Raw genomic sequence first — 11,982 nt, 5'->3', positions numbered from 1 at the left:
CCGGCTGCGCCGCGCGGTCGGGATCGAGGTCGTCGCGACCGTGGTGGTGCTCGGCCTGAGCGCGGTGCTGGTGCAGGCCACCCCGGGCCGCAGCGCCGCGACCGAGCGGGCCGCGAGCACCGAGAAGGGCGTCTCGCAGACCCTCACCTCGAACCTGTTCACGCTGCAGTTCTACGTCTACCCGGTCGAACTCGGCGAGAACAACACGGTGCACGGCTTCACCTACACGCCGGAGGGCAAGCCGCTGCCGGCCGTGGAGTGGACCGTGACCAGCCGGCTGACCGGACAGGACCTCGAGCCGGTTTCCGCGCCGATGCTGCCGCTGACGCCGCGCAACGACGCCGTCGGCGCCCTCACCTTCCCGCTGCCGGGCACCTACGAGCTGAGCTTCACCGTACGGGTCAGCGAGATCGATCAGGCCACGGTGAAAACGACGATCACGGTGCCGCAGGTTCGGACGGCGCCCTGACGGGGCAGAGAGAGTGCTCGCCGCGTCTCAGGAGGTCAGCCATGCAAGTGTCCGTGATCGGCAACCTCGGCGACACCGTGGTGGTCACCGTCCGCGGAGACCTCGACATGGACTCCGCGACCGTGCTCGGCACCACCCTCGACCAGGTGCTCGACCAGCCGGAGCCCCGGGTCGTGGTCGACGTGTCCGGCGTCGCCTTCTGCGACTCGACCGGGCTGAGCTCGTTCGTGCTCGGCCACCACCGGGCGCGGGCCTCCGGCGGGTGGCTGCGGGTGGCCGCGCCGAGCGACGGGATGCTGCGGCTGCTCGGCACGGTGGGCCTCACGCCACAGGTCGAGATCTATCCCAGCGTGGCCGACGCGCTCGCCGCCGACCGGGACTTGTAACCTCGCGGCGTGCTCATCCTGCTGCCGCCGTCCGAGGGAAAGACCGCACCCGCCGCCGGGGAACCGGCCGACCCCGCCGGCCTCTGGCTGCCCCGGCTCGCACCGGCCCGGCGCCGGATCCTGGCCAGGCTCGTCTCGCTCACCCGGCGCACCAGCGCCCGCGGCGTCGCCGACTCGCTCGCGGTCCTCGGGCTCAGCGCCGGGCAGCACGCCGAGATCGCCCGCAACGCCGCCCTGGCCACCGCGAGCGCCGCGCCGGCCGCGGAGGTGTACACCGGCGTGCTCTACGAGGCGCTGGACGCCGCCGGGCTCGCCCCTGCCGCGCGCGCCTGGGTGGACGAGCGGGCCGTCGTGTTCTCCGGCCTGTGGGGTGTCGTGCGGCTGACCGACCGGATCCCCGCGTACCGCTGCTCCGTCGGGGTCACCCTGCCGGTCGTCGGCGGGCTCACCGCGTACTGGAAGAAGGCGCTGAGCCCCGCGCTCGACCGCGCGGCCGCCGACGGCCCGGTCCTCGATCTGCGCTCGGGCGCCTACGCCGCGATGTGGGTGCCGTCGGGCGGGCTCGCCGAGCGCACCGCCGCGGTGCGGGTGCTGCACGAGCGGGTCGTGGACGGCGAGCCGCGACGCTCGGTGGTGAGCCACTTCAACAAGGCGACCAAGGGCCGGCTGGTGCGGGCCCTGGCCGAGGCGGACGCGGCGCCCGCCTCGGTGGACGACCTGCTCGGCGTGCTGCGCGACCTGAAGTTCACCGTCGAGGAGCGGCCCGCGGCCGCGGGCCGTCCCCGGCAGGTGGACGTGATCGTGCGCGAGCTCTGACCGTGCGTTACTGCGCGGCGAGGATGTCGACGACGAAGCGCAGGTCGCCGGCCGGCTTGCCGCCCTCCGGCGAATCGCCGTAGGCCAGGTCTGCCGGGATGTCGAGCTGCACCCGGCTGCCGACGGGCACGCCGACCAGGCCCTTGTCCCAGCCCGCGATGAGCTGGCCCACGCCGACCGGGAACTGGGCCGGCTGGCCGCGCTGCCAGGACGAGTCGAACACCTTGCCGTCGGAGTAGGTCGCGCCGATGTAGTTGGCCATGATGGTCTGGCCGGCCACCAGCTTCGGGCCCGTGCCCTCGATCAGCGTGGTGACCTTCAGCTCCGTGACGTCGCCCGTGCCGGGCTTGATCACCGGCGGCTTCTTCAGCGCCGGGTCCAGCGCCGGCTGGGCCGGTGCGACCTGGGTCGGCGGGGCCTCGCTCGGTGCCGGCTCGGCCGCCGGCTGGGTGACGGCCGCCGAGGGCGCCGCGGCGGGCTTGTCATCGTCCGACATCTGTATACCGACGTAGACGGCGACCAGTACGGCGATCACTGCCACGCCCGCGAAGGCGCCGGTGAGGGCCTGACCCCGGCGGCTGGTACCGGTCTTGTCCTGGGCGCTCATCTGATCTGGACTCTCCTGTCGTGCTGGGCTCACGGAAGACTTCGGACACCGTACTCGCCGTGGCCGCCCGGTCCGGGCCGAACCTCCGCCGAACCGCCGAGGCAGGTGATCAACCGGACGGTCGGTAACTCATTTCGCTCTTCTCCGTAACTCCCGGAAGGTGAGACGGTATAGCTCCCCACAGGCACCAGGGCGGACGCTCACGCCCCTACCGACTCACACAGCACAGCACTCGGGACAACCGCCCGGCCGCCACCGGCGGCAGGCGCGCGCCCGCGAACGACCGGGGAGGGTCGGTTGCCGGACGACGACCGTACGACAGGTCGCCAGCCAGGATCCGAGGGACGCCCGTTCGGCGTGGACCGGCAACGGTCCCAGCCGGCGACCCCTCGCGCTGGTTACGGCTACCGCACCGCGGGCCGCCGCGGTGCCTTCGTGCCGCCACAACTGCTGGACGACGGGCAACGCCGGCTCAGCGAGTTCCTCATGCCCGCCGCGGTGATCCTCGCCGGGGTGCTCATCGTGGTCGCCTTCGCCTTCGTCATCAGCAACGCGATGCGCAGCAAGGACGACACGCAGACGATCCCGGCGGTGCAGCCGCCCGCGCTGGGCGAGGCTCCGGTCAACCCGGACGACCAGTTCCCGATCCCGCTACCCAGCGCGTCCGACCCGCCGAGCCCGACGGTCCGGCCCACGACGCCGCAGACCACGCCGCCGACGACGCGCTCCAAGACGCCACCGCCCGACCGGGGTTCGGTCAAGCTGACCCGCTCGGACGTGCCCTCCCGGGTCGACCTCTCCGGCGAGGGCAGCCGCGACTGGGTGCACTGGGGCGAGCAGAGCACCTTCTCGCTGGAGCGCCGCGCCGACGGCGACTTCGCCATCCTCGAGGGTGCGCCGACCGCGCCGCGCTTCCGGCACGGTTTCAGCCGGCAGTTGTTCAGCTGGCAGGACGGCTCCCCGGTGAACAACTCGGACGGCACCCCGACCGGCATCCGGACCTGCGGCAAGGGCAACGGCTTCACCATCTCGGCGCCCGCGACCACGTCGAACCGGACCCTGCGGCTCTACGTGGGCGCGCTGAGCGGCCGCGGCAAGCTCACCGCCAAGCTGTCGACCGGCGGCGCCACGGCGACCGGCACGTTCGAGACGCGCGACAACAACCTGGACACCGCGGTCTTCGTGATCACCTACCGGGCACCGAAGAACGGCAAGATCAATCTGAGCTGGATCACCGACGCCGCGTTCAGCGAAGACTGCGGCGGCGTCGCGCTCGAGGCGGCCACCCTGCGCTGAGCAGGCCGTCCGCCAGACCGGTTCCCCCGTCGGCGGGGGGACCGGGCGTTCCGTGGGGTGCGGAACGGGTTCGTGAAGGAGACTCTTGTGTTCGCCGCCTGGGGATCATGGGTGGCCCGGTTCCGCCGGCCCGTGCTCGCGTGCACGGTCGCCGTGGTCGCCGCGGCCGGAATCTGGGGGCTGGGCGTCTTCGGCCAGCTGTCCGAGGGCGGCTACAACGACCCGGGCAGCGAATCGGCCCGTGCGGCGGAGGTCGTCCGCGACGAGCTGGGCGCGCAGGGCGACGTCGTCGCCGTCTACACGCCGGTGCGGGGCGGCATCGACGACGCCGAGCTCGGCCGGCGCATCGAGGACCGGCTCGCGGAGCTCCCCGAGTCGGCGGTCACCGCCGTCGCGTCGTACTGGCCCGCCAGGCTCGCGCAGTACAGGTCGGCGGACGGCTCCAGCGCCGTCGCCGTGCTGACCCTCGCCGGCGAGGACGACGGCGAGAAGCTCGTCGCGTACCGGGAGATCGACGACCGGCTGGCCGTCGAGGGCGCGACCCTCCAGCTCGCCGGCGGCAGCCCGCTGGGCGACGCGGCGGCGACCCGCTCGACGCGGGACCTCGCGTTCGCCGAGGCCATCTCGCTGCCGATCGTGCTGATCCTGCTGCTGTTCATCTTCGGCTCGCTGGTCGCCGCGGCGCTGCCCGTGCTGGTCGGCGGCTGCGCGGTGCTCGGCTCGCTCGGCGTGCTGCACGCGGTCGCGTACGGCAACGACGTCAACTCGTTCGCGGTCAACGTCGCCAGCCTGCTCGGGCTCGGCATGGCGATCGACTACGGGCTGTTCATGGTGGGGCGGTTCCGGGAGGAGCAGGGCTCCGGGCGTACCGCCGCCGAGGCGGTGACCCGGACGGTCGCGACGGCCGGGCGCACCGTGGTCTTCTCCGCGACGCTGCTGATGATCGCGCTGGCCGGGCTGCTGCTGTTCCCGCAGGGCTTCCTCAAGTCGCTCGCCTACGGCGGGCTGGCCGCGGTCGCGCTGGCCGCGATCCTGTCGCTGACGCTGCTGCCCGCCATGCTGGCCCTGCTCGGCCCCCGCGTCGACAAGCTGCCGGTGCGGCTGCCGCGCCGCGGCACCCCCGCCGCGCCCGGCGCCGGCTGGGCCCGCCTGGCCGCGGTGGTGCTGCGCCGCCCGGTCCTGCTGGCCCTGCCGATCCTGGCGGTGCTGCTGGTGCTGGCCGCGCCGATCGGCGGCGTACGGTTCGGCGAGAACGACGAGCGCATCCTGCCCGCGGGCGACCCGGCCCGGCAGGCGATCGAGACGCTCAAGACCGACTTCCCGGCGCTGAGCAGCGCCGGCATCCAGGTGGTGCTGCGCGGCACCGACGGCTCACCGACGGCGTCCGCGGGCACCGCCCTCGCGGCCGCGGTCACGCGGGTGCCCGGCGTCGCGGCGGTGACCCCGGCGGGCGCCCGCGGCGCCGTCCTGGTCTACACGGCGACGCTCACCGACGGCGACACGTTCGGCGCGGCGGCCCGCGACGCGGTCGACGCGATCCGGGCGCTCCCCGCACCGGCGAACGCCGAGATCCTGGTCGGCGGCACCACGGCACGCAACCTCGACAGCCTCACGGCGACGGGCGACCGGCTGCCGCTGATGATCTCGCTGCTGGTCGGGGCGACGCTGCTGCTGATGTTCCTGGCGTTCGGCTCGATCCTGCTGCCGATCAAGGCGGTGCTGATGAGCGCGCTCAGCCTCAGCGCGACCTTCGGCATCCTGGTCTGGATCTTCCAGGACGGCCACGGCGCGGACCTGCTGCGGGTGACTCCGGCACCGCTCGAGGTCGGCATCGTGGTCCTGATGGCCGCGGTGGTCTTCGGCCTCTCCACCGACTACGAGGTCTTCCTGCTGTCCCGGATGGTCGAGGCCCGGACCCGCGGCGCCTCGACGACGGAGGCGGTGACCACCGGGCTGGCCCGCACCGGCCGGGTGATCAGCGCGGCTGCGGTGCTGCTGATCGTGGTCACCGGCGCGTTCGCCCTGTCCTCGGTGACGACGATGAGATTCGTCGGGGTCGGCATGATCATCGCCCTGTTCCTGGACGCGACGGCCGTGCGGATGCTGCTGGTGCCGGCGGTGATGAAGCTGATGGGCGAGGCGGCCTGGTGGGCGCCGGGGCCGCTGCGGCGGCTGCAGCGCCGGGCCGGCCTCGCGGAGTACTCCGACGAGGAACTCTTCCCGACCGTCTCCGTCGGCCGGCACGCGGCATCGGCATCGGCATCGGCATCGGCTACAGCGACCACGCGCACGTCGCCGGCCGGGGCACCCCGACACGCCTCACGACCCACACCGGCGACGGCGCCAGCCGTCACCGCTTCACCCGCCACTACTTCAGCCGCCACCACTTCAGCCGCCACCGCTTCAGCCGCCACTCCTTCACCTGCCACCGCTTCAGCTGCCACCGCTTCAGCTGCCACCGCTTCAGCTGCCACGACGCCGGCCGCCACAGCGGCGATGGGAGCGAGAGCAGCGACCACGGCGGCGGGAGCGCCGACGGCACCACCGCAGCGATCCGGCTCTACCGCGACGCCCTTCGTCGGCGCCGCTGCGGCGGCGGACGCCGGGTCGCCGTCGATTCCGCTGCCCCGCACGGGTTCCGGTTACCCGGCCGCGGCCGGCACCGGGACCGGGCCGATCGCCGTCGCCGTCACCGGGGGCGCAGGTGACTACCGGGCCGCCGCGCCCTATGCGATCAGCGCCACCCCGCACGCGGTCGGCGCCGGGCCGGAGCAGGCCTCCACGCCCTATGCGATCAGCGCCACCCCCCACGCGATCGGCGCCGCACCGGAGCAGGCCTCCACACCCCATGCGATCAGCGCCATCCCCCACGCGATCGGCGCCGTGCCGGAGCGAGCCTTCATGCCCACCGCAGGGTCCATGCCCACCGCCGGCTCAATGCCGAACGCAGGGTCCATGCCCACCGCCGGGTCGATGCCGAACGCAGGGTCGATGCCCGCCGCGGGCCACGCGGAGGATGAGGCCGTCGGCCTGCCCGTCGCGGGGTCTCGTCCATATCCGTTGCGCCCCAAGATCATCTTGGACGACTCGTCGGCGACTTCCGCCCGGACATGGCCCACCGCATCCAGCGCGGGGCCGCAGGGCTCATCCAACGCAGGGCCGCAGGGTCCAACCGGCACGGAAACGCAGGGCCCATCCGGCGACGGAGGCGAGAAAGCGGGCGAAAGCGGGCGGCGCTCGAACACCACCGCCGCCCTCGAGGCGGCGCCCACCGCCGACCTCGCCGAACGCATGGAGCCGAACGCCTGAACCTTCAACGTGGGGCCGGCTCGATTCCGGATTGAATTTGCGAGCGCGCAATGGCCGCCCCACAAGCTCGGCCGCCCACAGGCCCGGCCGCCCACAGGCCCGGCCGCCCACAGGCCCGGCCTGGCGGTCGGCGTTGGCCGGACGTATCGGGGAGTCCGAGCTCACTGGCCGCTATGGCCTTCTTGCGGCTATTGTGGCGCACCGGGTGGCACGGATCCGTCGTGCGCCCGGCGCAGTCAGTACAGTGCCCCCGGGAAGAGTTGGGGTTCTACCGGGACGGGATGAGCATGACCGCGACAGTTGACGAGTGCGCCGCGCCTGACGGCCACACCGAGGCCGCGCCGCCGGACCTGAGCCACGCCACGAGCATCGATCCCGACCGGCTCGCCCTCTGCCTCGACGTCATCGCCGAGGCCGAGGAGCTCGACCCCGAACATCCGGACGCCATCGCCGTACGAAGGGCGACGGCCGGCCTCTTCAAGGCCGTGAAGGTCCGCCGCCGCAAGGACCGCCGCGAGGCGATTCTCGCGAACGACCGCGCGGTGACCGCCGCGACCGCGACCGGCGCGCCCAGCCGGATCGACGACGAGACCGCGGGCGTCCCCCTCGAAACCGCGACGACGGCGCCGACCGCCGGCATCCTCAAGCAGCCGCGCGGCTGCTACATCTGCAAGCAGCGTTACGTGCAGGTCGACGCGTTCTATCACCAGCTCTGCCCCTCCTGCGCCGCGAAGAACCACAGCCACCGCGACGCCCGCACCGACCTGACCGGGCGGCACGCGCTGCTCACCGGCGGCCGCGCGAAGATCGGCATGTACATCGCGCTGCGGCTGCTGCGCGACGGCGCCCACACCACGATCACCACCCGGTTCCCGAACGACGCCGTCCGGCGCTTCGCCGCGATGCCGGACAGCGCGGACTGGCTGCACCGGCTGCGCGTCGTCGGCATCGACCTGCGCGATCCCGCCCAGGTGGTCGCCCTGGCCGACTCGGTCGCGGCCCGCGGCCCGCTCGACATCCTGATCAACAACGCGGCCCAGACGGTACGGCGCTCGCCCGGCTCCTACTCGGCGCTGGTGGCGGCGGAGTCGGCGCCGCTGCCGGACGGCCCCCTGCCGGAGCTGGAGTATCTCGGCGGCCACTCCTCCCCCGCGCATCCGGCTGCCCTGACGGACGGCTCCTCGTTCAGCCCGCACGCGCTGACGGCGCTGGCGCTGACCGGCGGCTCGGCGACCCCCGAGCGGATCGCGGCGCTGACCGCGATCGACGCCGGCGGCCTGGTGCCGGATCTGGCCCCGACCAACAGTTGGAGCGACCGCGTCCACGAGGTCGACGCCCTGGAGCTGCTCGAGGTGCAGCTCTGCAACGTGACCGCCCCGTTCGTCCTGGTCAGCAGGCTCCGCGCGGCGATGACGGCGTCGCCGCACCCCCGCCGCTACGTGGTGAACGTGTCCGCGATGGAGGGTGTGTTCGCCCGCGGCTACAAGGGCGCCGGCCACCCGCACACCAACATGGCGAAGGCGGCGCTGAACATGCTGACGCGCACCAGCGCCGAGGACATGTTCGCCGACGGCATCCTGATGACCAGTGTGGACACCGGCTGGATCACCGACGAGCGCCCGCACCCGACGAAGATGCGGCTGGCCGAGGAGGGCTTCCACGCCCCCCTGGACCTGGTCGACGGCGCGGCCCGGGTCTACGACCCGATCGTCCGCGGCGAGTTGGGCGAGGACCTCTACGGCATCTTCCTGAAGGACTACGCGCCGATCGCGTGGTGACCGGCGCAAACCCTCGTGCCGCGCTGAGGTGCGGAAGCGGACGGCCCCGAGTCCTGGCCGGCCCTCGACCAGCTGGAGCCGGCGCTGAGCACGTAAGACGGACGCTGCTACCCGTCGCCCACGACCGGCCGATGCCCGAAGCGGTACACGCCACCGGGCACCTCGACGTGGCCGGCGGCAGCCGTCACCGGCTGAGCGCTGGTACCCTCCGGCCGCATGGATGTCCCCGCCGAATTGGCCGAGCAGGCGACCGCGCTCACCGCGTTCATCCGCCCGAGTGTGGCGCTGGACCCGGCCGACGGCGACGGGCCGGTGCCGCCACTGGCGACGAAACTCGGTGGCCTGCCCGATCTGCCGCCGGGCGCGACCTGGCCGTACGCGTCGGACGGCACGCCGATGTGGATGATCGGCCAGGTCAACCTCAGCGCCCTGGCGGAGCGGTTTCCCGGCCTGCTGCCGTGGCCGACCGGGGGCGCCCTGGTGCAGGTGTTCACGGGCGCCGTCGACGACACGGCCACCCTGGTGCACCGCGAACTGCAGGGGCTGCGCCCGGCCGTCGCCCCGCCCGGTACCGACGTGGAGACCGAGGAATTGCTGATACCGGCCGCCTCGGGCTGCTCGTTCGACCACTGGCTCGACCTTCCCGCGTACGAGGCGCTGCTCGGACAGCTCGACGAGCCCCGGCGGGTGCTGGCGCAACAGTGGCTGCGCCGTTTCACCCCGGCCACGCACCAGGTCGGCGGTAGCGGCGACTGGCTGCAGGATCTCGGCTATGCGGACGCCTGGGCGGCCGACCACGGAGTTCCGCGCTTCGGCGGCCTGACCTACAGCGACGACGCCGACCTGCTCCAGGCGGCGGCGGAGCGCGACGAGCGCCTGACCCGGGCGGAGGGGTGGCAGCTGGTGATCCAGCTCGATACCGGCTGGGGAACGCGGCTCTTTGTCTGTGCCCCGCTGGACGAGGCCGGGCTGTGGGACCTGAGCCGTCTGCAGACGGTCAGCCAGTGCGATTGAGTTGATCGGGCGGTAGGCCGGCCCGCGGCGGGGTTCACGCGAGTCTGAGCTGCTTCGACTCGACGAAGCTGAAGATGCGGTCGGCGTCCTGACGCGACGCCGGCGCGACGACGAGACGGTGGGCGCCCACCCCGAACCCGGCCGCCGCGTCGCTGGCATACGCCTCTTCGAAGCCGCACGCCGAGAACCAGCCGCGGATCTGAGGCACCAGGTCCGGCGGCCGCCGGTGCCGCGTCCACACCACCGTCCCGCCCACCCGGCAGAGCCGCGCGCAGGCCTCGACGCTCCGCAGCACATCGGCATCGGTCACGTTGCCGAACACCCCGCACACCAGCACCAGGTCCGCCGGCGCCAGCTCGCGGTAGTGCCGCATCCGCCCGGCGTCGCCCCTCACCACCTCGATGCCGCCGAGGCCGGCGGCGCGGGCGGCGGCCTCGGCGACCGCGGCACTGCGCGGATCAAGCTCGACCAGCCGGGCCCGCACGTCCGCCCGCCGCGGGTGGGTGGCAAGCACGCCGATCAGGTCCCGGCCCTGCCCGGCACACATGCTGACCACCGCGAGCGGCCCCTGCGGGCAGCCGTCCAGCGCGGCCCGGATGACGTCCTGCACAACGGCGAGCCGCCGGGCGAGAACCGAGCCCGGATCGTCGTAGTCGTCATGCCACGCGGCCCAGTCCATGTTGGCCACCGTAACAACCGCCACCACGGCACCGGTCCTCTCCGGTGACGAGCGGCAGGCTTCGGCGCGGGGAAGGCCTCAGCCGGGCATCGGGCCCAGGACGGTCCCGTACCAATCGGCAGGTTCGGTGTCGCGCAGATGCTCGCACGGCACCCACCGCTGGCCCTCGGGGTCGGCCAGCACGGCCTGCCGGACGCCCCAGGGACGTTCGTGAGGTTCCTCGAGCACGGCCCCGCCGGCCTCGGCAACCCGCGCGCAGGCAGCCACGACGTCGCCGACGAACACCTGGGTGACGCTGTCGGTGCCGGCGAACTGACCGCCCCTGCGGCCCAGCAGAACGATGGCGCCGGCCCGCTCCAGCTCGATGTGCCCGACCCAGCCGTCCGGTAGGGACGCCTGGAGCACCGGCCGCATTTCCAGCACCGTCGTCAGCCACGCCGCCGCTCGCACCGGATCGTCGTACAACACACAGGGCACCACGCTCGGATACCCCCGCTCCGGGTCGTACATCTGCGACCACGCCCCTCTCCGCACCACGAGGTTAGGGGGCGGCCCGCTCAGCGTCTTGTCGAAAATTGACCGGCGCCTGCGCGGGCCACGGCTGCCGGCGTGACGCCGGAGAACAGGCGGAACTCGCGCGTCAGGTGCGACTGGTCGGTGAACCCGCACTCCGCCGCGACAGCGGCCGGGCCGGTCCGCGAATCCCGGAGGGTCCGCGCCGCCCGCTCGTACCGCAACACCCGCGCCGCACGCTTCGGCGTCAACCCCACCTCACGGCGGAACACGTCGGTAAGGTGCCGGTGGCTGCACCCGGCCTCGGCGACCACGTCCGCGATCGACACGTCGCCGCCGGCCCGGCGCAGCCTCTGCCAGGCCCGTCGCGCGATCATTTGGTCGCCGTTGCGGGCGAGCATCCGCTCACCCAGGATCCCGTCCAGCACGGCGAAGCGCCGCGACCAGGATCCGGCGGAGGCGAGCGTCCGCGCCCAGCGCTCGGCCGGCCGGCCGGCCACATCCGCCAGGTCGACGACTCGATTCGTCAGCTCGTGCATCGCCACGCCCAGCAGCGCGGCGACGGCGGGCGGAGTCAGCCGGACCTGAACGCCGAACTGGACGCCCTCATATCTGGTGTGCAGCGGACGTTCGTGCAGACCCACGACGAACGAGGTGAAACCCATCAGGCGGCCCGCCTCCGGCTGCGCCTGCGCCAGGAACGGGTCACCCATGCCCAGCACCAGGATGACGTCGCCGGCCGGCGTCTCCCAACGGTCGCGCGGCACCGGCGCCTGCTCGTGGTAACCGCGATATCCCCGGACGGCCCCGGCGAGCGATCCGCGGGGAGCACGCTCGATCCGCATCCCAGCCGGTGGCGCGTCGCGCACACCCAGCAGCATCAGGCAACGCTACAACCCGCGCTCAGCCCGCGGAGCCCTGCCCGTCGCCGGTCCGTTGGCACCGCACGCGGTCAGGTGGGCGGGGGGAGGGCGCGGTAGGCCGGGCGCAGGGCCTCGGTCAGGGGAATCCCGCCCGGGCGCAGCGGCGGCGGGTCGAACTGGTCGAGCAGAAGGTCCGGATGTCCGGCGGCGGCGGGCTCCCCAGGCGCGGGCGGGTGGGCGGCGGGCGTCGCG

The 11,982-nt window shown here is 73.5% G+C and carries 10 protein-coding genes and 1 pseudogene; 7 read left to right on the top strand and 4 right to left on the bottom strand.

What is annotated here, in order from left to right:
• The 3 genes and pseudogenes from AB0F10_RS40430 to yaaA all read left to right on the top strand — a co-directional run.
• A pseudogene (locus AB0F10_RS40430) lies at positions 1 to 469 on the top strand (copper resistance protein CopC); the annotation flags it as partial.
• Between the two features lie 41 nt (positions 470 to 510).
• The gene (locus AB0F10_RS40425; RefSeq protein WP_360638266.1) at positions 511 to 855 is read left to right on the top strand and encodes an STAS domain-containing protein; all 345 of its coding nucleotides are present in this window, start codon (positions 511 to 513) and stop codon (positions 853 to 855) included.
• A 9-nt stretch (positions 856 to 864) separates the two neighbouring features.
• The gene (gene yaaA / locus AB0F10_RS40420; RefSeq protein WP_360638263.1) at positions 865 to 1,671 is read left to right on the top strand and encodes a peroxide stress protein YaaA; all 807 of its coding nucleotides are present in this window, start codon (positions 865 to 867) and stop codon (positions 1,669 to 1,671) included.
• A gap of 7 nt (positions 1,672 to 1,678) precedes the next feature.
• Here yaaA and AB0F10_RS40415 read toward each other — a convergent pair whose 3' ends face one another.
• Complete coding sequence (locus AB0F10_RS40415; RefSeq protein ID WP_360638260.1) at positions 1,679 to 2,278, bottom strand: FKBP-type peptidyl-prolyl cis-trans isomerase; 600 nt, start codon at positions 2,276 to 2,278, stop codon at positions 1,679 to 1,681.
• 435 nt (positions 2,279 to 2,713) lie between these two features.
• Here AB0F10_RS40415 and AB0F10_RS40410 point away from each other — a divergent pair, with 435 nt between their 5' ends.
• The 4 genes from AB0F10_RS40410 (at position 2,714) to AB0F10_RS40395 (ending at position 9,675) form a co-directional block, all read left to right on the top strand.
• On the top strand, positions 2,714 to 3,574 hold the full coding sequence (locus AB0F10_RS40410) for a hypothetical protein (protein WP_360638257.1): 861 nt from the start codon (positions 2,714 to 2,716) through the stop codon (positions 3,572 to 3,574).
• 72 nt (positions 3,575 to 3,646) lie between these two features.
• The gene (locus AB0F10_RS40405; RefSeq protein ID WP_360638254.1) at positions 3,647 to 6,883 is read left to right on the top strand and encodes an MMPL family transporter; all 3,237 of its coding nucleotides are present in this window, start codon (positions 3,647 to 3,649) and stop codon (positions 6,881 to 6,883) included.
• A gap of 287 nt (positions 6,884 to 7,170) precedes the next feature.
• Positions 7,171 to 8,661: an SDR family NAD(P)-dependent oxidoreductase gene (locus tag AB0F10_RS40400; protein ID WP_360638251.1), complete on the top strand. Its 1,491-nt coding sequence runs from the start codon at positions 7,171 to 7,173 to the stop codon at positions 8,659 to 8,661.
• A gap of 216 nt (positions 8,662 to 8,877) precedes the next feature.
• A complete protein-coding gene (locus AB0F10_RS40395; protein WP_360638248.1) occupies positions 8,878 to 9,675 on the top strand; it encodes a DUF1963 domain-containing protein in 798 nt (265 codons plus the stop codon).
• A 34-nt stretch (positions 9,676 to 9,709) separates the two neighbouring features.
• Here the strand turns inward: AB0F10_RS40395 and AB0F10_RS40390 are convergent, their stop codons facing one another.
• The 3 genes from AB0F10_RS40390 to AB0F10_RS40380 all read right to left on the bottom strand — a co-directional run bounded on the left by AB0F10_RS40390 (position 9,710) and on the right by AB0F10_RS40380 (position 11,748).
• Complete coding sequence (locus AB0F10_RS40390) at positions 9,710 to 10,381, bottom strand: methyltransferase domain-containing protein (protein WP_360638245.1); 672 nt, start codon at positions 10,379 to 10,381, stop codon at positions 9,710 to 9,712.
• 51 nt (positions 10,382 to 10,432) lie between these two features.
• Positions 10,433 to 10,822, bottom strand: coding sequence for a VOC family protein (locus AB0F10_RS40385; protein WP_360638242.1), 390 nt, complete (start codon positions 10,820 to 10,822; stop codon positions 10,433 to 10,435).
• Between the two features lie 89 nt (positions 10,823 to 10,911).
• On the bottom strand, positions 10,912 to 11,748 hold the full coding sequence (locus tag AB0F10_RS40380) for an AraC family transcriptional regulator (RefSeq protein WP_360638239.1): 837 nt from the start codon (positions 11,746 to 11,748) through the stop codon (positions 10,912 to 10,914).
• Positions 11,749 to 11,982 lie beyond the last annotated feature (234 nt).

Origin of the sequence: Actinoplanes sp. NPDC026623 (assembly GCF_040638275.1) — a bacterium.
In the GTDB taxonomy this organism is placed as follows: Bacteria; Actinomycetota; Actinomycetes; order Mycobacteriales; family Micromonosporaceae; genus Actinoplanes.
This window is presented reverse-complemented; position numbering and strand designations above follow the sequence as displayed.

Coding starts and splice junctions, on each gene's coding strand:
- AB0F10_RS40425 (WP_360638266.1), top strand. CDS start 511: ATGCAAGTGTCCGTGATCGGCAACCTCGGCGACACCGTGGTGGTCACC.
- AB0F10_RS40415 (WP_360638260.1), bottom strand. CDS start 2,278: ATGAGCGCCCAGGACAAGACCGGTACCAGCCGCCGGGGTCAGGCCCTC.
- AB0F10_RS40400 (WP_360638251.1), top strand. CDS start 7,171: ATGACCGCGACAGTTGACGAGTGCGCCGCGCCTGACGGCCACACCGAG.
- AB0F10_RS40395 (WP_360638248.1), top strand. CDS start 8,878: ATGGATGTCCCCGCCGAATTGGCCGAGCAGGCGACCGCGCTCACCGCG.
- AB0F10_RS40380 (WP_360638239.1), bottom strand. CDS start 11,748: ATGCTGCTGGGTGTGCGCGACGCGCCACCGGCTGGGATGCGGATCGAG.